The organism is Bacillus sp. N5-665 (assembly GCF_022637375.2).
Lineage (GTDB): Bacteria > Bacillota > Bacilli > Bacillales > Bacillaceae_G > Bacillus_A > Bacillus_A wiedmannii.
Window position 1 is genome coordinate 105749 of the sequence record NZ_CP093325.1, and the last position, 20379, is coordinate 126127.

Consider the following 20379-nt stretch of genomic DNA (forward strand, 5'->3'; position numbering starts at 1 on the left):
CTATTTGCCGGGCAGTAAGATCCCCACCTCAAAATTAAGCGAAAGCAAAGAAGTTAGGTGGGCGATCAACTGCTCGTAAAAGCCCGATTGGTGAGGGATGATAATGAGTGGGGATGAACAAAACCCCCACTCATTAAAGTTTCACTTTATATGTGTAAAAATTTCTCTACCTTTTCGTCTGGTAAAATGTTTCCAACGAAAAATGTTCCAAATTCACCATAACGAGCACTTACTTCATCGAAGCGCATTTCATATATAAGTTTTTTAAATTGAAGAACATCGTCAGCGAATAATGTTACGCCCCACTCAAAATCGTCGAATCCAACTGATCCTGAAATAACTTGGCGTACTTTACCTGCGTACTGGCGACCGATTTTACTATGACTGTACATCATTTTTTTGCGTTCTTCCATAGGAAGCATGTACCAGTTGTCATCACCTTGGCGACGCTTGTCCATTGGGTAGAAGCAAATGTGATTTGCTTTTGGTAGTTCTGGATATAAGCGAGCTAAGATTTGTGGGTTTTGATATGGATCTTCATCAGCTGGAAGGTAGTTGCTTAGTTCAACAACAGATACGTAAGAGTATGCAGGAACCATATATTCAGCTAATGTTGTTTTATTCAATTCTGTCTCAATTTCATTTAACTCTTCCATTGTTGGACGTAAAATCATAAGCATAATATCAGCTTTTTGGCCAACAACAGTATACATTGCATGACTACCTTTTTTCGCGGTAGATACTTCGTTCCATTTTTCAACGACATTTAAAAATTCAGACACAGCTTGTCCGCGTTCGTCGCTAGATAATGTTTTCCATGCAGCCCAATCAATAGAACGTAAATCATGTAAACAATACCAGCCATCTAACGTTGTTGTTGCTTCACTCATTCTATTCACCTCAGTTAATGATAGTTTTACACGTTAACTATAGCATATATAGTTTTAAAATTATCTATATAAAGCTTTAGCGCATAAAATTGTCACATTTAAATTTACTTGAAAATAGGAGAAGATAAGGCTTAAAGGGGATTTATTTCTAGGCTGAATTTTATGAAAATATAATCATTTTCATTTTATCTATTTTTTGGGAGCTATAAGTTTAAAATATAGAGGAAAAGCAGTATTCTTAAAGATAGAGTTTTTTAACATATGTAGGAGGGTTTATTCGTGAGCAACTTATTTACAACAGTAAAAGAAAAAGTTCAAGGAAAAGGCATTTCTATCGTACTTCCTGAAGGAACTGATGAAAGAATTTTAGGCGCTGCAGAGCGTTTAGCAAAAGAAGAGTTAGTACAACCAATTTTAGTTGGTAATAAAGAAGAAATTAGCGCAAAAGCTGCTAGCATGAATTTAACATTAGCAGGCGTTGATATTTATGACCCAGCTACATACGAAGAAATGGATGCAATGGTAGCATCTTTCGTTGAACGCCGTAAAGGTAAAGCAACTGAAGAAGATGCTCGCAAAATCCTTAAAGACGAAAACTACTTCGGTACAATGCTTGTATACATGGGCAAAGCACACGGTTTAGTAAGTGGTGCAGCTCACTCTACAGCTGATACAGTTCGTCCAGCACTTCAAATCATTAAAACAAAACCAGGCGTTACAAAAACTTCTGGCGTATTCATCATGGTACGTGAAGAAGAGAAATATGTATTCGCTGATTGCGCAATTAACATTGCACCAAACAGCCAAGATTTAGCTGAAATTGGTATCGAGAGTGCGAAAACTGCTGAACTATTCGGTATTGATCCACGCGTTGCTATGTTAAGCTTCTCTACAAAAGGTTCTGCGAAATCTCCAGAAACAGAAAAAGTTGTAGAAGCAACTCGCATTGCAAAAGAAATGGCTCCAGAATTAACTTTAGATGGAGAATTCCAATTCGATGCTGCATTCGTACCATCTGTAGCTGAGAAAAAAGCTCCAGGTTCTACAATTAAAGGTGATGCTAACGTATTCGTATTCCCAAGCTTAGAAGCTGGTAATATTGGCTACAAAATCGCTCAACGTTTAGGTAACTTCGAAGCAGTAGGACCAATCTTACAAGGTTTAAATATGCCTGTAAATGACCTATCTCGCGGATGTAACGAAGAAGAAGTGTACAAGTTAGCTTTAATTACAGCAGCCCAAGCACTTTAATTTTATAATGAATCGAAATAAAGACCGTCGCTATTATAGCGACGGTCTTTATTTTTCTAAGCCAAGTGCTTTATTGTTACGATCAATAATACGTTGTAAATTCGTCTCATATAAAGGTATTTCATCTATTGTTAATTGAGATGGTGTTAACTTTGGAGCGAATTGCTGCAGTGTTTTTAAAAGGCGCATCATTAAATCTTGTACTGTAATGGTTTCGCCAAGTAATTCTGAAAGTGAAGCCATCGTACTCGGTACAATTTCAGGATACGTAAAGCGTGTTTCTTCTCCTTGAATGGCTAGGTTGTAGAAATCACGAACGAGTGCGGCACGCTCAGAGCCACTTCCTGTAGCGCAGAGATAAATTTGGACAGCGACACCACCGCGAATACGGCGCTGTGAAATGCCAGCAAATTTTTGATTGCGAATACTTAAGTCATAGCTACCAGGACAGTAAGAACCAACAATTTCTTTTGCCTCGATTGTAACATCGTAATCGTTTAACATTTCCTTAATTAAATGCCACATTGTATCGTATCCAAGATCAATATCGATACCTTTTTCTGTCTCTTGGAATAAAAGTGATACGTTTAAAACACCTTCATCAAGTACGACTGCAAGTCCACCGGAATTACGAACGATAACATTGAAGTTGTTTTCTTGTAAAAAGGAAATACCTTCTTCCAAATGTGGTAGGCGTGAATCTTGAATGCCAAGAACAATTGTATTGTGATGAACCCAAGAACGCATTGTTGCAGCTGATTGACCATTTCCAATGCTTGTGCACAGTGAGTCATCCATTGCGAATGATTGCAATGCATGGAATGTTGGTCCCAAACTAGACTGATCTACAATACGCCACTCTGGCTGAGATAAAATGGAACGGGAATTGCTCATATAACTAACCCCTTATCTTTAAAATGACAATCTCTATTATAGCAAAAAATGTAGAAACGGGTTTTCTCATATATAAAGGGAAAGTTTAGAGGTAAAATAATAAAAGGGATGCATGCAATGCATCCCTTTTATTCTGCAATTTTTTCTAAATTACCGTTTCGATCCATTCGGAAAGATGTTTGAGAACGTTCTTCGTCATCCATGACTGCCAACTTACGAGCTCGATTCATAATGTTCATAAGTGTTTCGTAATCTTCTTGTACAGTATGAGATTGTTTTTCTAATTTTTCTAGTTTCCTTTCTAGTTCTTCATTCCGAAGGATTTGTGCTTTAATTTCTTGTTTCAATCTCGTATTCTCGTTTTCAAGAGCTGTCACTTTTATATTTGAAGATCCGACTGTTTGTAAAAAATAAATAACATCTTGCATGGTCATAGAGCCTTTTGCAGCAGGAGCAGTAGATTCTTGATATGGAATAGCTTCTTTATATTGTACAATTGCTTCCTCTTGTACGAATTCTTCATAATCAGTTATCGAGTCTGAAGCTGGTGGTGTATAAAGTAAACGTTTCTTCGCTTGTTCACCGCTTGCGGCGCGCATTTTATCTTTACGATGTTTTTTTGCTAGTTGAAGAGCTTGCTCGTAGCTATAGCGAACAACAGCATTCCAACGGAAACCACAGGCAGCCGATGTACGATTTAATTGATCTCCTACTTCTTCAAATGCATTTAATTGAGTACTTCCTTCTCGAACGTGACGAAGTACAGTTTCAGCAAGCAATAAATCGTCCTCATCTGTCCAAGCATCTTGTCTTACTTTCATAGATTCAACTCCCTTTCTTTTTATGAACTTCCTATTTTTATAATGGGCAAAAAAATGAGCTTTTATACAAAGCTTTTAAAAATATGGTAGATTTCGATGAAAGGCGAAAATTTTGCTATGAATGATGAGAGCTTCTGTAGGAGAGCATATAAATATGTAGCATTATATGAAGAAAGAGCGTCGCAAGGAAACTTGCAACGAGCTTCAAAGAGCGGTAAAATACCATTTAGTGTTTATTTTTAAATGTACTTGAGAAAAGTTTAAAATAGAGGAAGTGTTATATAATGGGAAACGAATTTCGTGTGTGTGATGATTGTCAGGCAACGAATGTTAAAACGTTGATTCCGAAGTTAAAAAAAGTAGATTCATGTGCAACGATTGAAGTTGCATGTCAGTCTTACTGTGGCCCTGGGCGTAAAAAATCATTCGCATTTGTAAATAATCGTCCAGTTGCGGCTCCAACAGAAGATGAATTAATTGTAAAAATTGAAGCAAAGTTAAATAAGTAAGAAAAAGAAGAGTGAACAGATTACTCTTCTTTTTTTATGCCCATAAGAAGAATGATTTATTCTGAGAAAGTACAATTGATAGAGAGTAATATGCGATGAAAGATGGATATTACCTGTTTATTAAAATTTCGATCTATATGAATTTGTATTTCAAAATAATGGTTGACAGTCTTTTGAAGCGGTAGGTAGAATAGAAAGTGTCTGATTCTGAGAATCATTATCAGGAAAAGGTCAATTCACCTAATTTTTTTATTACTATTTGAGAATAAATTTCATTTTATTAAATATATGTTGTTGGTTAGGATGGTTGAGGGATGGAAGCGAGCGCAAGGAGTATAGAACAGCAAGATGTGAATGTTAAAGAGATTAAGAGCAGACCGCTCGTTGCTTCTATTATTTTAGTAGTAGGTACAGTTTTGCTAGCTTTAAGCATGGCAGTTTCTATTTCGTTTGGTGCTGCAGATATTAGCTTAAAGACTGTATGGCAAGCTGTGTTTCAGTTTGACGGTTCTATTACGCATCATAACGTAATTCAAGAACTTCGTATGCCTAGAGCAATAGGGGGCGTAGTTGCAGGTGCCTTTTTAGCAGTATCAGGGGCAATTATGCAAGGTATGACGCGAAATCCACTTGCTTCACCATCGTTAATGGGAATTACAGATGGAGCTGTATTTGGAATTGCAATTATGTATGCATTCTTCCCTAATTCACCTTATTTAATGTTCGTTATCGCATCTTTTATTGGGGCTGCGTTTGGAGCGAGCATTGTATATGGAATTGGGTCTTCTTCACCAGGTGGATTAACGCCTGTTAAGTTAGCTTTAGCGGGTGCAGCAATTAGTGCTTTATTAGGGGCCATTTCATCTGGAATTGCGCTATATTTCAACCTTGCCCAAGAGGTGAGTATGTGGAATGCAGGCGGAGTTGCGGGAGTGAAATGGGAAAGTATTAATATGTTAGTACCGATTGGCCTTGTTTGTCTCTTTATTGCAATTATGATGTCGAGGTATATTACAATTTTAAGCTTCGGTGAAGAAATTGCGATTGGACTTGGTCAAAATACGACATTAATTAAATTTATCGGAACAGTACTTGTTCTCGTGTTAACAGGTTCTGCGGTTTCTATGGCAGGATCGGTTGGATTTGTTGGTCTTGTAATCCCGCATATGACTCGTTTCCTCGTAGGCTCAGACTATAGATGGGTTATTCCATGTTCTGCGGTCTTAGGTGGGCTGTTAATTGAATGTGCAGATATGTTATCTCGCGTTATTAATCCGCCGTTTGAAACGCCAATTGGAGCAATTACAGCGCTAATTGGGGTTCCATTCTTCCTCTACTTAGCACGTAACGAAGGGAGAGGGAAAATGTGAGGACAAGTGTCTTAACAAAAAAGAACGTTTCTGTTTTAACAATCTTAGTAGGATTAATCATTACTGTATTTTTAGTAAGTTTAAATACAGGGACATTTAAAATACCGCCAATGGACGTATTAAAGTCATTGGTTGGACTTGGGGCTGAAGATCAGTCTGTTATTTTATTTGAATTCCGTATGCCGCGTATGGTTATCGCTATATTAGTCGGATCTGCTTTAGCGATGTCAGGTGCGATTTTGCAAGGATTATCACGAAATCCACTTGCTGATCCAGGTATTATCGGTATTAACGCTGGAGCGGGATTAACAGTTGTTATATTCGTCTACTTTTTCTTCGGAAAAGTTGGGACTGGTACATTTTTATCTGTATTTATCCTTCCATTCTTCGCGTTAGTTGGTGCAATATTAGCGGCGGTTATTATTTATTTACTAGCATGGAAAGACGGCGTTTCATCAACGAGATTAATACTAGTTGGTATCGCTGTTGCAGCCGGGTTTGGTGCTGTTAGTTTAATTTTTTCTATGAAGATGACATCTAACGATTTCCGTTTTGCTACGATTTGGTTAGCAGGAAGTCTGTGGGGCACAGATTGGAAGTTCGTGTTAAGTGTACTTCCATGGATGGTTATTTTCTTGCCACTTGCTATTAGTAAGGCGCACATATTAAATGTAATGAACCTAGGCGACTCGACAGCTGTTGGTCTTGGTTTAAATGTAGAAAAAGAAAGACGTAAATTATTATTTATTGCAGTGTGTTTAGCTGGTGCATCTGTCGCTGTTGCCGGAGGAATTGGTTTTATCGGTTTAATGGCTCCGCATTTAGCGAGGCGCCTTGTTGGTGGTAAACATCAAATTATGCTGCCTACTGCTGCACTAATAGGGACGTTTTTACTTTTATTCGCAGATGTAATTTCAAGAAGTGTGTTAACAACTTCAGAAATACCGGTCGGTCTTGTTATTTCTGTAATTGGTGCACCATATTTCATATACTTACTTATGAGGACAAAATAAAGGGAGGCTTTTTGTATGGCAACTTTAGCAGTTGATGCGGTATCTGTTGGATATAATGAAGGGTTAATTATTGATGGATTAACAGTTGAAATTCCGGAAGGGAAAATTACAACAATTATTGGACCAAATGGTTGTGGGAAGTCCACATTATTAAAAACGGCTTCTCGTATTTTGAAGGCGAAAAAAGGTACTGTTTATCTTGACGGAAAAGCAATTGAGAAACAGCCAACGAAAGAAATCGCAAAGAAAATGGCGATTTTACCACAGACTGCAGAAGTGCCAACTGGCCTTACTGTGTTTGAACTCGTTTCATATGGACGCTTTCCTCATCAAAAAGGATTTGGAACGTTGAAAGAAGAGGATTATCGCTACATTCATTGGGCACTTGAAGTGACGGGAATGACAGAATTCGCAAATCGCTCAGCAGAAGCGTTATCAGGCGGCCAACGTCAACGTGTATGGATTGCGATGGCCCTTGCACAAGGAACAGAATTACTCGTATTAGATGAACCGACAACGTACTTAGATATGGCGCATCAATTAGAAGTATTAAATTTATTGAAAAAGTTAAATGAAGAAGAAGGTAGAACGATTGTTATGGTTATCCATGACTTAAATCATGCTTCTCGTTTCTCTGATCATATGATTGCATTAAAAGCAGGTAAGTTAATGAAGCAAGGAACGCCGGATGAAGTGATGACAAGTGAAACACTTCGTAACGTATTTGAGATTGAAGCTCAAATTGTTCCATGTCCAGTAAACTGTAAACCGATTTGTTTAACATACGATTTAATGATGATTAATAATCAATTACGTAAAAAAGCATAAATAGAACCCCCTCTAGAGAGGGGGGACTTCTAATGGACGTTGAGCTTCTTATGTATGAATGGGAAGTTGAACGCCCGTTAGAATGGGTTATTAACAACAATTAATAAATATATATTGATTGATTGATTGTTATCCTCGTTTCTTATAGTTCATTGTAACTTATAAGAGAAATACAGCTAGAAGGAGTGGGAACATGAAGAATTTTAAAATGGCACTATTAGCAATGGTACTAGTCGTAACTTCTGTACTATTTGCAGCTTGTTCTAACAAAGAAGAAGAGAAGAAAGCAGATGCGAAGGATGCGAAGACTGAAGAGCGCACTGTACAACACGCAAAAGGGGAAATTAAAATCCCTGCAAATCCAAAGAAAATTGCTGACCTTAGTGGTTCAACAGAAGAATTATTAATTTTTGGTATGAAACCAATTATTACTGCTAATACATCTCAAGAAAAAATTGATACACATATTGAAAAGAAATTAAAAGACGTAAAACCGGTTGGTTCTGCTTGGGGCGATAAAATTAACATCGAAGCAGTAGCTGCTGCAAAACCAGACTTAATTCTTGTAAACAATCGTCAAGAAAAGATTTATGATCAATTATCTAAAATTGCACCAACAGTTATGTTAAAAACTCCATTAGATCAATGGCGTCCAAAATTCGAAGAAGTAGGTCAAATCTTCGGTAAAGAGAAAGAAACAAAAGAATGGTTCAAACAGTATGATGAAAAAGCAAGCAAATTACATGATAAAATCGTTGCGAAAACTGGCGATGCTAAATTTATGAAAATGGCTGCATATCCAAATGCTTTCCGCGTATACGGTGACTACGGTTACGGTAGCGTAATCTTTAATGATTTAAAATTACCAGCAGTTAAAGGTACACCAACGGATAAACCACTAGTACAAGTACAAAAAGAAGCTTTGATCGATTACAACCCGGATTACTTATTCGTATTTACAACTGGTGACGGTTCTCAACGTCTAAAAGAATTCCAAGAAGAATCAATTTGGAAAAACATGAACGCTGTTAAAAACAACCACGTATTTACAATTAAAAACGAAGACGTAAACAAAGGTTACTTCCCTCTAGGTAAAGAAATGATCTTAGATGAAGTTGCTGAATTCGTTTTAGGGAAATAATGTATAAACAGAAATCACTTTTACTTCGGTAAAAGTGATTTTTTCTTTATATAAGGGCAATTAATATAGTCTTTCATTTCTTTCTGTTTCCTATTTCGTTTATAATATATAGTAAGAATGCAGTAAAGAAAGGGGGATGTCGGAAGGTGGTATATTTAAACGACAAACTCAGCGAAACAAAAGTGTTTAAAGACCCGGTACATAAATATGTGCACGTACGCGATCGTGTTATTTGGGATTTAATCGGAACGAAAGAATTTCAGCGCTTGCGCCGTATTAAGCAGCTTGGAACGACATTTTTTACATTTCACGGTGCAGAGCATAGTCGCTTTACTCATTCGTTAGGTGTATATGAAATTATTCGTCGTATGATTGATGATGTGTTTGATGGCAGACCGAACTGGAATGCTGAAGATAGATTGTTATGTTTATGTGCGTCATTACTTCATGATGTCGGTCACGGCCCATTTTCTCACTCGTTTGAAAAAGTATTTTCATTAGATCATGAGAAATTTACGCAAAAGATTATCGTTGGAGATACGGAAATTAATCGCATATTAAGTCGTGTGGATAAAGACTTTCCGCAAAAGGTAGCCGATGTAATCGCGAAAACATCTACTAATAAATTAGCGATTAGCATGATTTCTAGTCAAATTGATGCAGATCGTATGGACTATTTATTAAGAGATGCGTATTTCACTGGCGTAAAGTATGGAAACTTTGATATGGAACGTATACTACGTGTCATGCGTCCATATGGAAATCAAGTAGTCATTAAAAATAGTGGTATGCATGCTGTTGAGCATTATATTATGAGTCGTTATCAAATGTATTGGCAAGTATATTTCCATCCGGTAACGCGCAGTGCCGAAGTTATTTTAACGAAGATTTTACACCGTGCAAAATCATTGCATGAGAAGTATTATACATTTAAAAATCATCCGGTTCATTTCTATTCTTTATTTGAAGAAGAAGTAACAGTAGAGGATTATTTAAAGTTAGACGAGAACGTTATGTATTATTACTTCCAAGTATGGCAAGACGAAGAAGATCCAATTTTAAGTGATTTATGCCGTCGTTTTATGAATCGAAACCTATTTAAATATGTAGAGTTTACAGATAAGCACGGTTTAGATAATTGGATGGAATTAAGTAGCTTATTTAAAAAGATTGGACTTGATTCAGAATACTATTTAGTAGTTGATTCAACATCAGACTTACCGTATGACTTTTACCGTGCTGGTGAAGAAGAAGAACGTCTGCCAATCTTACTTCTTATGCCAAATGGAGAGCTTAGAGAGCTTTCGCGTGAATCGGATATTGTTGAGGCAATTACTGGTAAGAAGAGAAGGGATCAAAAACTATTCTATCCGCATGATTTAATCTATGAAGATGGAAGAAAAGGAAAATATAAAGAGAGAATCATCGAATTACTAGAAGGAAAAAAATAAGAAGCAGCTAAGAGCTGCTTCTTATGAAAGAACTTGAAATTATTTGTCGCTTAAGCGTTTTCCGCCAACTGCATAATGGTTTTTAGACATTTCTTCGATGAAAACAACGATGTTTTCTTCAGGAGCACCAGTTGTTTCGCTTACTGCTGCTGTTACTTTCTCAGCAAGAGCTTTCTTTTGTTCCTCTGTGCGTCCTTCTAGCATTTTCACTGTTACGTATGGCATATATAATCGCTCCTTTTATGTAAGTTACACTCTTATTATAGCGGATTATGGTGAAGAACAATCGAAAAAACAAATATTTTCTTTTTTGACAGATTGAAGAGGAGATGAATCATGGATCAGTTATTTAGATACCCATTGCAACAAATTCCGTTGGTAGCAATGGCCATTATTATTGCGTTATCAGTGCATGAATTTGCGCATGCATATGTTGCATATAAATTTGGAGACGATACAGCAAAGAAGCAAGGCCGTTTAACATTATCACCGATGGCGCACTTAGATCCTATTGGGATGATCGCTGTATTAATTCTTGGTTTTGGTTGGGCAAGACCTGTTCCTGTTAACCCATATAACTTTAAAAGGCCGCGTCTTGCAGGTATATTAGTTTCGATTGCAGGCCCAATTAGTAACTTAATTTTAAGTGCAATTGGTTTAATTATTTGGTATAGCCTATTAACATTTGGTGTATTAGACTCAATTCCATTTGCAGTAGCGGATACATTGGCTCAATTCTTCCGAATTTTTATTATGCTTAATATCGTATTACTTGTATTTAACTTATTGCCAATTCCGCCACTTGATGGGTATCGAGTTGTGGAAGATCTAGCACCAACAAATATTCGTGCGAAAATGACACAGTATGAAAAGTATGGAGCAATAGCGTTATTAATTCTTGTTATTACACCGCTTAGCAATTATACAATTCAACCTATTTTTAATGTTGTCATTCCATATGTATTTGTATTTTTAGACAGTATCATTGCGCCTATTTTTGGCCTTTTATAATCATTAAGTGAGGAGGAGTTTACATATGACAGAGAAAAAGAAAAAAATCGGTTTTAATATCGTGAAAAATGATTCAACAGATGGACATGGTGGTTTTGGTGTTGGAGCATTAAGTCTAGAAAACATTTCACCTGTATTTGTCGATGTACTAGAGAAAACAGCATTTGTTGATATCGGTGCAATGCATGCACGTAGTACAGTCGAAAAAGGTATTAAGTTTTTAACAAATAAAGATGAAGTTCCAAACGGAAAACCATTTTGGCTTGTGTGGGTAACGATTGAAAGAACGGCGACAGGTGCTTATTATGCAGGTGTAACAGCTTGTGAAATGACAGTTGACCGTGAAATTCGCCGCGGATATAAATCACTTCCAGAGCACGTAAACAAAATGGATAAATCAATGAAGCGTTACATTATGGTTGACCATATGGATGAAGCATCTAAAAAAGTACTTGGTACATTCTTGAAAGAACATAATGAAGCGATTTGGAACGAATCTAGTGAAGAATTGCGCCGTGCATTATTAAGTGAATAAAAAATAGCTGACGGATGCCCGTCAGCTATTTTTTTTACCAAGGAAGATATTTTTTCCACCAACTTGTTTTCTTCTTTTCTTCAGTTGTCTTTTCAAATTCCTCTTTGTCATCGACATGATCCATACAATATTCAGTTGGTTCTGTACCTTTTGCGAAATACATTTTAACTGAAATGGGACAATTTTTTGTAGCGATTTTTCCGTTTTCAGGGTTAATATCGACTGCAACGACGTCACTTGGTTGTTTAAACTCTTTTTGAGGTTGTCCATCTAAGCCTTTTTCCATCGTATCGGTCCATATTTTTTTCGCATATCCTTGTTCGGCTACGTTTGAAATCGATTTAGGTTGATCGTATCCAACCCACACACCAGTTACAAGTTGCGGGGTAAACCCTATCATCCAACTATCTGTTTCTGTAGAACCAGACTTTCCAGCATATGTTCTTGATAGCTTTGATAACATTGATTGGCCGGTTACAGCGGCATAACTACTTAGGTTTTTATTAAACATACCTGTCATCATTTCTTCCATTACAAACGCTTTGCTTTTATCGAGAACTTGTTTACTCTCCAAATGAGCATCGTATAGCATGTTTCCTTCCTGGTCCATAATGCGGCGAATAAACATCGGTTTTACTTCTTTTCCGCCGTTTGCGAACATGCTATAAGCGTTAACCATTTCAATTGGTTTTACAGGAGATGTCCCGAGAGCGAGAGACGGAACATCTTTTAATGCGGTAGTAATACCGAATTGCTTCGCTGTTTTTGTAAGAATGTCTTCGCCTAAAAATAAATTGGTCTTCACGGCATATACGTTATCAGAGACCGCAAGAGCTTGCGCCATCGTTACAAAATCGTCTGCATAATAGTCTTTATAGTTTTTCGGTTTATACTTTGAAACACCGTCACCTAAAGTGAACACAGTGTATTCGCTTTTTAAGCGCGTAGCAGGGGTGAATCCTCGTTCTAATGCCGCGTAATACAGGAATGGCTTAAACGTAGATCCAGGCTGGCGAGCTGCTTGCGTAGCCCTGTTGAATTGACTTGTATTATAATCAGTTCCACCAACAAGGGCAGCTACTTCACCTGTTTTTGGATTCATAGAGACGAGCGCTGTTTGTATGTTTGTTGTGTCAGGTATGTGATCTTTTACAGCTTGCTCTGCGACCGATTGTAATTTAGGGTCTAGCGTTGTATAAATACGCAGGCCACCTTTTTGTAAGGCTTGTTCATCTAATCCGATATCACGAAGAAGAGAAGCTTGTACGGCATTTTGGAAATAAGGCGCGACCTCTGCCACTTTTTTCGTATCTAATGAGGCAAAGGTTAATGGCTCTTTCTTCGCTGACGTTGCTTGTTTCTTCGTAATATAACCTTGTTCTACCATTTCATCTAATATGAGAGATTGTCGTCCCTTAGCGCGATCCTCTTTTAAAAAGGGAGAGTAGACACTAGGTCCTTTCGGAATACCTGCGAGCATACTAGCTTCCGCTAATGTTAATTCTTTTGCTGTTTTATCGAAATATAGACGAGACGCAGCTTCGATTCCATAAGCACCATGCCCGTAATAAATTGTATTTAAATATCCTTGTAAAATATGATTTTTATTATAGTTCACTTCAAGGCGGATTGTGTACATCGCTTCTAATAGTTTACGTTTCCACGTTTTATCATGATCTAAGTATAGGTTACGAGCATACTGTTGTGTAATCGTACTAGCACCTTGGACCTTTGCCATCGCTTTTAAATCGGCAACAATAGCACCAGCAATACGTTTCATATCAAAGCCATGATGTTTGTAGAATCGTTGATCTTCGATAGACAGTGTCGCCTCTTTTACATAAGGAGAAATTTCATTGAGAGATACATTGTAACGTTTTTGCATTTCATTACTTTGTCCGATAACAGTGTCATCATTAGCGTAAAAGACACTTGTTTGTGGGACAGCAACAGGAGGAGGTCCCATAATTTTTGCAACTATAATAATAACAAAAAAGGAAAAAACGAAAAAAAGAACAGAAGAAAACATTACGGTGAAGAAAAGACGTTTATATTTTTTAAGTTTCGGATTCATAGTTTGATCCATCTTTTTCAGCCCCTCAATACTAATACAAACATTATTGTATTAGTATTGAGGGTTTTCGGTTATTTTAAACAATGAAATTTCGAAAACAAAAAGCTCCTTCAATTAAGAAAGGAGCTCAAAGGCACGTGCTGGCCAATCGGTAATAATGACATCCACGCCGTAGTCAATCATAGTTTGTAAATCTTTGTATTCGTTAATTGTATAAGGGCGGAAAACGTACCCTTGATTTTGTGCAAATAGGACAAATTCTTTTGTTAATAATTGAAAGTTTGGGTGTAAACCAGTTGCTTCTCTATTTTTTGCTTCAGCGATAGGATCAGCAAGTGGTGTATCATATAAAATTGCTCTTGGGATTTCAGGAGCTATTTCTGCTAGTAATGAAACAGAGTCGTGGTTAAATGATGAGAATACAATTTGATTAGATAGATGATATTCACGAACGAGAGCAACCACCTTTTCTTCAATGGTTGGATAGTGGATAACATCTGTTTTTAACTCAATATTGAGCTGTAAATTTGTCGTAGATAGCCAAATGAATACTTCACGTAACGTTGGGATTTTTGCTTCATGGAAAGAAGGGTCTTTATGGCTACCAGCATCTAAAGTTTGTAATTCCGCTACCGTTTTTTCAGAAACAAGACCTATGCCATTTGTTGTGCGATCTACTGTTTCATCGTGAATCACGACAAGTTCACCATCTTTTGATAGGTGGACATCAAGCTCAATGCCATGGGCACCAATACGTTCTGCTTCTTGGAAAGCGATCATCGTATTTTCAGGATGTGTCCCTTTTACCCCGCGGTGGGCGAAAATAAGTGGTTTATTCATACGGAAATCTCCTTATCGTTTCTTTTCCTTTATTATGAAACTGCTTTTGGAAAAATACAATTGAATGGGAGAAACATTTACAAAAGTCTAACAGTTGCACAAAAGTTAACGTTAACGTAAAATGTAATAATCGAGTGAAGGGAGGAATAAACATGTATAAAATTGATGAAGTCACAAAGCAAGTTGGTTTAACAAAACGTACACTTCGTTATTATGAGGAAATTGGTTTAATTCATCCCCCTGAACGTAGTGAGGGGAACATTCGCCTGTATACGGACGAGGACATCGGCAGAATTAAAAGGATTGTAGAAGCGAAAGAAGTATTAGGGATTACGCTTCAAGAAATGCAACATTTTTTATCGTTAAAAGAAAGAATGGAGCAAAGAAGAAATAGTGAGAATCCTCGTGACCGCGAAGTGATTCAAGAAATTAAAGAGATGCTTGAAAAACAAGTGCAAACGCTAGACGAGAAAATGGAGCAAATGCAGCGTGTAAAGGCGGAACTCGAAGATAGCCTACATCGTGCAGTGACATTTTTGGAGAGTACAAAAGGAGAATGATCAAAATGGAGAGCGAACAAAAATTAGGGAGATTGATTACAGTGGTTGCTACCTTCCTTGCCTTTTCGGGTATAGGGGTAGTCGACCCAATCTTACCAAGCATTGCTGAGCAAATTGGTGCATCGCACTGGCAAGTAGAGATGTTATTTACAGCATATATTTTAACGATGGCAATTATGATGTTACCAGCTGGAATATTCGCATCAAGATTTGGTGATAAAAGAATGATGACGATCGGCCTTGCGATCGTGACTGTATTTGCGTTTATATGCGGTATATCGCAAACGATTGCCCAATTATCTCTTTTCCGCGCTGGATGGGGATTAGGAAATGCGATGTTCTTCGCAACGGCGATGACATTATTGATTGCATTGAGTAAAGAAGTTCATGAAGCAGTAGGACTATATGAAGCAGCTATCGGTTTAGGGATGGCAGGCGGACCGTTATTAGGCGGGATATTAGGTGGACATTCTTGGCGTTACCCATTTTTTGCGACGAGTATTTTAATTTTCTTAGCATTTATTTTAGTTTTCTTTTTTGTAAAAGAACCGGAGCGAAAAGTGAAACGTAAGGCGGCAGGCGTAGGGGAATTGCTTAACCTGGTGAAATATAAACCGTTTATGCAAGGTGCGATTTCAGGAATGTTATACTACTACGGATTTTTCGTTGTGTTAGCATATTCACCACTTATTATGCATTTATCTGCTATTCAATTAGGGTTTGTATTTTGCGGATGGGGATTAGCGTTAGCTTACGGTTCTGCAATTTTGGCCCATAAGCTAGAAGGGAAATATGAGCCGAAAGCATTGTTGAAAGGTAGTTTACTCGTATTTGCGCTTTTCTTAATCGCACTATTCTTCGTGAAAGTTATGTGGTTACAAATCGTATTAATTGTTCTATCGGGATTAGCATCTGGATTAAATAATGCATTATTTACAAGTTATGTAATGGATATTTCACCTTATGAAAGATCTGTTACATCAGGTGTTTATAACTTCGTTCGTTGGTTAGGTGGCGCAATTGCTCCAATCTTATCAGGAATCATCGGTCACACTGTTTCACCGCAAAGTCCGTTTTTAGTCGGTGGAATTGTTGTGTTAGTCGGTTGTGTAATGATTTTAATTCCGGTTCGAAAGCCGGTAGAAATAGAGACAAAAGCCCTTTCTTAAGAAAGGGTTTTCTTTCCTATTACAGAGCAATCCCTTTTCGTACATATGTTAGAACCCTCTGACTAAAATATATTTTCGGTATTTTTGTACTTTTAACTATACTTTTTGGATGTTTTGTTTTATTTTTGTTAGGGGACATTAATGATGTCCCTATTATAAATTTGCATTGAAAGGCGTGATTGTACGATGGAACTATGGTTCACTGAAAAACAAACAAAACATTTTGGGATTACGGCGCGTATTAACCGCACATTACATACGGAGCAAACAGAATTCCAAAAACTTGATATGGTTGAAACGGAAGAGTTCGGAAACATGCTTATTTTAGATGGCATGGTTATGACAACAGAAAAAGATGAGTTCGTTTATCATGAAATGGTAGCGCACGTACCTTTATTTACACATCCAAACCCTGAAAACGTATTAGTTGTAGGTGGTGGCGATGGCGGTGTTATTCGTGAAGTATTAAAACACCCAAGCGTAAAGAAAGCAACTCTTGTTGAAATCGATGGAAAAGTAATTGAGTACTCTAAACAATACTTACCATCAATTGCAGGCGCACTAGATAATGAGCGCGTAGAAGTAAAAGTAGGAGACGGTTTCCTACACATCGCAGAAAGCGAAAATGAATATGACGTAATTATGGTAGATTCTACTGAGCCAGTAGGACCAGCAGTAAACCTATTTACAAAAGGCTTCTACGCTGGAATCTCTAAAGCATTAAAAGAAGATGGTATTTTCGTTGCACAAACGGACAACCCTTGGTTCACACCAGAACTAATTACAACTGTGTTTAAAGACGTAAAGGAGATCTTCCCAATTACTCGTTTATACACAGCGAATATTCCAACTTACCCAAGTGGTCTTTGGACGTTCACAATTGGATCTAAAAAACATGATCCATTAGAAGTGAGTGAAGAGCGTTTCCACGAAATTGAAACGAAATACTACACAAAAGAATTACACAATGCAGCATTCGCATTACCGAAATTTGTTGGCGATTTAATTAAGTAAGAAATCGAGTTTGAACAAATAAAGTGTAGGTAGCTCATTTAAGGTGTTTGTCCAGAAGACTTGAACATGCTAGCTACTTACACTCCTGTAATGAAAATCGTCTTCTTATTGTTAAAAAAGAAGACACCGGTAAATCGAGAAAGAGGAGCAGCTCGCTCCAAATTTGAGAAATAATGAAAGGTTGGGATACCTTAAGTTCCACATAAGGAGGAAAAGAGTATGCGTTTTGATGAAGCTTATTCAGGTAAAGTATTTATTAAAAGTCATCCAAGTTTTGAAGAGTCAGAGGCAGTTATTTACGGGATGCCAATGGATTGGACAGTAAGCTACCGTCCAGGTTCTCGTTTTGGCCCTGCACGTATTCGTGAAGTATCAATCGGTCTTGAAGAATATAGCCCATATTTAGATCGTGAACTAGAAGAGGTAAAATACTTTGATGCGGGTGATATTCCATTACCATTTGGAAATCCACAGCGTAGCATAGACATGATTGAAGAGTATGTATCAAAACTTTTAGATGCCGATAAGTTTCCACTAGGTCTCGGCGGTGAGCACTTAGTGTCTTGGCCAATTTTTAAGGCAATGGCAAAAAAATATCCGGATTTAGCAATCATCCATATGGATGCCCATACTGATTTACGTGAATCGTATGAAGGGGAGCCTTTATCCCACTCTACACCTATTCGTAAAGTGTGCGATTTAATTGGTCCGGAAAACGTATATTCTTTCGGTATTCGTTCTGGAATGAAGGAAGAATTCGAATGGGCAAAAGAAGTAGGTATGAACTTATATAAATTTGACGTATTAGAACCGTTAAAAGAAGTATTACCGAAACTTGCAGGACGCCCAGTTTATGTCACAATCGACATTGACGTATTAGACCCAGCTCATGCTCCAGGAACAGGAACGTTAGAAGCTGGAGGTATCACATCTAAAGAATTATTAGATTCCATCGTGGCAATTGCAAATTCAAATATAAATGTAGTTGGAGCAGACTTAGTAGAAGTAGCTCCTGTCTACGACCATAGTGATCAAACACCAGTCGCAGCAAGCAAATTCGTGCGGGAAATGCTGCTCGGTTGGGTGAAATAAAAGTGAAGCCGACTGTTTAGACCCGGTGACTAAGGTTCTTTCCTGCAAAAGGTGTTTTTTACCTCGAAGGAAGAAGCGGAGCCACCGATCATTCAGCCGATGCAGCTAGATAAAATAAGAGCCCCCTATTCATATAGGAGGCTCTTATTTTGTCGTTATGTGTCGGTAAGTTGATATATTAAAAAAATCGCTAATATAATTTCATTTACTGTCACGCAACATCAAAAAGAGCTATTCATCAAACGATGAGAATAGCTCTTTTTCTTATGCAACCTTTTCTTCCGAAGTAATGCCGCGAATTTCATCAGCAGAACGAATTGGATATTTACGGAACACGATTGATCCGATGTATCCAACAATCGTGGTAACGATTCCGCATAATACAGCAGCAATTGTTACTTTTACAACGTCATTAAATCCGAATAAGACAAGAAGTCCTGGGATTGGTGATGCTGTTCCTGGTGCATTATTAACGAGCTGGAACAGAGATGTAATAATACCAGCAAGCGCACCGCCAACGAAGTTTGTCGCATAAATTGGAATTGGATTTGCTGAAACAACATCGGCTTGTGTTAAAGGCTCGATTGCTACAGCGATTGTGTCTTTCTTTGAACAAATCTTTAGTCGCTTAAAGAAAATAAAGTTCATCGGGGCTGAGGCTGCTACGGCAAGACTACCAATTGCCATTGGTAAACCTGTTAATCCAAGCATTGCAGTTAGTGCCATAGAACTTAATGGAGAGGTAGAAATAACTGTTATTAATCCACCAAGCATAATACCCATAATGATAGGACTTTCTGTAGTTGCAACTGAAATCATAGAACCGATTTTACCAAGTGTTGCGTTCACGAGCGGATCCATAAGCATGGCCATGCCGCGCGAGATTGGTGCAGCAATAAATAAAATTGCTAAGAATTCTACACCAGCCGGTAATTTCTTTTCGAGAAATTTCACGACGAAAGCGCAAATGTATCCAGCGAAAAATCCTGGTAAAATACCGAATCCACTAGTAGCGATACCGATTAAAACAGCATATACGGGTGAAACACCGATTGCTAGTGCGACTAAAATTGCCGCTGCGACACCGCTCATACTACCAGAAGCTTCTCCTACTGATTGTAAAAAGTCATTATGAAACATTTCTCCACCGATATAACGGTGAAATGCTTCAATAAGAAAACTTGCGATTGCTGCATTAGCTAAAGCACCCATTGCTTTCATTCCGTAAGGAGCATGGTAACTAAAAAGTGTAAATAGACAAAGTACAACAAGTAATAGTGCTAAACCTTGCAAGATAGCCATTTGAAAACTGTCTCCTTTGATTTTTGTAATAAAAATTTGTATCATTCAATAATAATATAAAAGTTCATGAAACGGAAAAATTTTTTATTGGGAAATTGCTATAAGTTGAAAAACCCTTACAATAATGTAAGGAAAGTGTAAGACTTTTCAATAGAGTATAGTATGCCTTTTTCCGTATAATACAGGTATAGACATAAGATTAGTGAGAAAGAAGTGCAAACAGGAGGCGCATGTATGAAATTGGTAATTAAAGTTTTAGTTGTATTCGCCATCATTCTAGGTGGAACAGCGTACTATTTGAACACAAAAACAGAAGGTGTACATGCTTTTGTAGACAACTTCTTTTCAAATAAAGAAATACAAGATTATTATGCGGTGATAGATAAAGGTGAGAAAAAAGATGGTGAATACTTGTATACATTTAAAGGGTATACAGAAGACGGAAAGTTACAAGTTGTGAAAAGAATGATGAACCGTGAATTGCATACGGGAGCATTTATAAAAATTTATGCAAAAGGTATGCAAGGAAAAGGATGGGCTGAAATCTCAAAAGAATCAATTCCGCAAAAAGCGTTGGAAAAAATAGAAAAACCATAAAAGGAGCGACTCATTCG

General features: G+C 37.5%; 21 protein-coding genes. 14 read left to right on the forward strand and 7 right to left on the reverse strand.

Translation table 11 applies throughout. The annotated features are described in order from the left end of the window. Nucleotides 1–146 precede the first annotated feature (146 nt). A complete protein-coding gene (gene hemQ, locus MNO09_RS02790) occupies nt 147–890 on the reverse strand; it encodes a hydrogen peroxide-dependent heme synthase (RefSeq protein ID WP_001287602.1) in 744 nt (247 codons plus the stop codon). 279 nt (nt 891–1169) lie between these two features. Between hemQ and pta the strand changes: the two genes are divergently transcribed. Further along, entirely contained in the window at nt 1170–2141 is a 972-nt protein-coding gene (pta, locus tag MNO09_RS02795) for a phosphate acetyltransferase (RefSeq protein ID WP_000067226.1), read from the forward strand. Between the two features lie 48 nt (nt 2142–2189). Here pta and lipL read toward each other — a convergent pair whose 3' ends face one another. Together lipL and MNO09_RS02805 are read right to left on the reverse strand one after the other, a co-directional pair. After that, entirely contained in the window at nt 2190–3035 is an 846-nt protein-coding gene (gene lipL, locus MNO09_RS02800; protein ID WP_000071923.1) for an octanoyl-[GcvH]:protein N-octanoyltransferase, read from the reverse strand. 128 nt (nt 3036–3163) lie between these two features. Next, nucleotides 3164–3856: an RsfA family transcriptional regulator gene (locus MNO09_RS02805; RefSeq protein WP_000868352.1), complete on the reverse strand. Its 693-nt coding sequence runs from the start codon at nt 3854–3856 to the stop codon at nt 3164–3166. A 284-nt stretch (nt 3857–4140) separates the two neighbouring features. Between MNO09_RS02805 and MNO09_RS02810 the strand changes: the two genes are divergently transcribed. The 6 genes from MNO09_RS02810 (at nt 4141) to MNO09_RS02835 (ending at nt 10168) form a co-directional block, all read left to right on the forward strand. Next, complete coding sequence (locus MNO09_RS02810) at nt 4141–4365, forward strand: YuzB family protein (protein ID WP_000526075.1); 225 nt, start codon at nt 4141–4143, stop codon at nt 4363–4365. 314 nt (nt 4366–4679) lie between these two features. Further along, entirely contained in the window at nt 4680–5735 is a 1056-nt protein-coding gene (locus MNO09_RS02815) for a FecCD family ABC transporter permease (RefSeq protein ID WP_000388284.1), read from the forward strand. Next, nucleotides 5732–6748 (forward strand): FecCD family ABC transporter permease, encoded by a 1017-nt coding sequence (locus tag MNO09_RS02820; protein ID WP_001260766.1) that lies wholly within the window; start codon nt 5732–5734, stop codon nt 6746–6748. The genes MNO09_RS02815 and MNO09_RS02820 overlap by 4 nt, the downstream gene beginning before the upstream one ends. A 15-nt stretch (nt 6749–6763) precedes the next feature. Further along, on the forward strand, nt 6764–7576 hold the full coding sequence (locus MNO09_RS02825) for an ABC transporter ATP-binding protein (protein ID WP_000212065.1): 813 nt from the start codon (nt 6764–6766) through the stop codon (nt 7574–7576). Between the two features lie 193 nt (nt 7577–7769). Next, on the forward strand, nt 7770–8717 hold the full coding sequence (locus MNO09_RS02830) for an ABC transporter substrate-binding protein (protein ID WP_000787720.1): 948 nt from the start codon (nt 7770–7772) through the stop codon (nt 8715–8717). Between the two features lie 146 nt (nt 8718–8863). Next, entirely contained in the window at nt 8864–10168 is a 1305-nt protein-coding gene (locus tag MNO09_RS02835) for an HD domain-containing protein (protein ID WP_241950084.1), read from the forward strand. Between the two features lie 39 nt (nt 10169–10207). Here the strand turns inward: MNO09_RS02835 and thmT are convergent, their stop codons facing one another. Beyond that, entirely contained in the window at nt 10208–10393 is a 186-nt protein-coding gene (thmT, locus tag MNO09_RS02840) for a 2-hydroxymuconate tautomerase (RefSeq protein WP_001147171.1), read from the reverse strand. Between the two features lie 111 nt (nt 10394–10504). Between thmT and MNO09_RS02845 the strand changes: the two genes are divergently transcribed. Further along, nucleotides 10505–11179, forward strand: coding sequence for a site-2 protease family protein (locus tag MNO09_RS02845; protein WP_000372469.1), 675 nt, complete (start codon nt 10505–10507; stop codon nt 11177–11179). 25 nt (nt 11180–11204) lie between these two features. Beyond that, entirely contained in the window at nt 11205–11714 is a 510-nt protein-coding gene (locus MNO09_RS02850; RefSeq protein ID WP_000136684.1) for a YwhD family protein, read from the forward strand. Nucleotides 11715–11748: 34 nt separating this feature from the next. Here the strand turns inward: MNO09_RS02850 and MNO09_RS02855 are convergent, their stop codons facing one another. Beyond that, the gene (locus MNO09_RS02855; protein ID WP_000372981.1) at nt 11749–13800 is read right to left on the reverse strand and encodes a transglycosylase domain-containing protein; all 2052 of its coding nucleotides are present in this window, start codon (nt 13798–13800) and stop codon (nt 11749–11751) included. A 102-nt stretch (nt 13801–13902) separates the two neighbouring features. Then, on the reverse strand, nt 13903–14628 hold the full coding sequence (locus tag MNO09_RS02860) for a glycerophosphodiester phosphodiesterase (protein ID WP_001039760.1): 726 nt from the start codon (nt 14626–14628) through the stop codon (nt 13903–13905). Between the two features lie 152 nt (nt 14629–14780). Here MNO09_RS02860 and MNO09_RS02865 point away from each other — a divergent pair, with 152 nt between their 5' ends. The 4 genes from MNO09_RS02865 to speB all read left to right on the forward strand — a co-directional run bounded on the left by MNO09_RS02865 (nt 14781) and on the right by speB (nt 18463). Further along, nucleotides 14781–15188, forward strand: a complete 408-nt coding sequence (locus MNO09_RS02865; RefSeq protein ID WP_000276576.1) for a MerR family transcriptional regulator — start codon at nt 14781–14783, stop codon at nt 15186–15188. 5 nt (nt 15189–15193) lie between these two features. After that, nucleotides 15194–16357, forward strand: coding sequence for an MFS transporter (locus tag MNO09_RS02870; RefSeq protein ID WP_088107521.1), 1164 nt, complete (start codon nt 15194–15196; stop codon nt 16355–16357). A 186-nt stretch (nt 16358–16543) separates the two neighbouring features. Further along, a complete protein-coding gene (gene speE / locus MNO09_RS02875) occupies nt 16544–17371 on the forward strand; it encodes a polyamine aminopropyltransferase (protein ID WP_000424696.1) in 828 nt (275 codons plus the stop codon). Between the two features lie 219 nt (nt 17372–17590). Continuing rightward, nucleotides 17591–18463, forward strand: a complete 873-nt coding sequence (gene speB / locus MNO09_RS02880; RefSeq protein WP_001209823.1) for an agmatinase — start codon at nt 17591–17593, stop codon at nt 18461–18463. 264 nt (nt 18464–18727) lie between these two features. Here the strand turns inward: speB and MNO09_RS02885 are convergent, their stop codons facing one another. Beyond that, nucleotides 18728–19765: a PTS sugar transporter subunit IIC gene (locus tag MNO09_RS02885; protein WP_000996303.1), complete on the reverse strand. Its 1038-nt coding sequence runs from the start codon at nt 19763–19765 to the stop codon at nt 18728–18730. A gap of 234 nt (nt 19766–19999) precedes the next feature. On the opposite strand from MNO09_RS02885, the gene MNO09_RS02890 reads away from it, so the two are divergent. Next, nucleotides 20000–20362: a YxeA family protein gene (locus MNO09_RS02890; protein ID WP_000779940.1), complete on the forward strand. Its 363-nt coding sequence runs from the start codon at nt 20000–20002 to the stop codon at nt 20360–20362. The last annotated feature ends 17 nt before the right edge of the window (nt 20363–20379 follow it).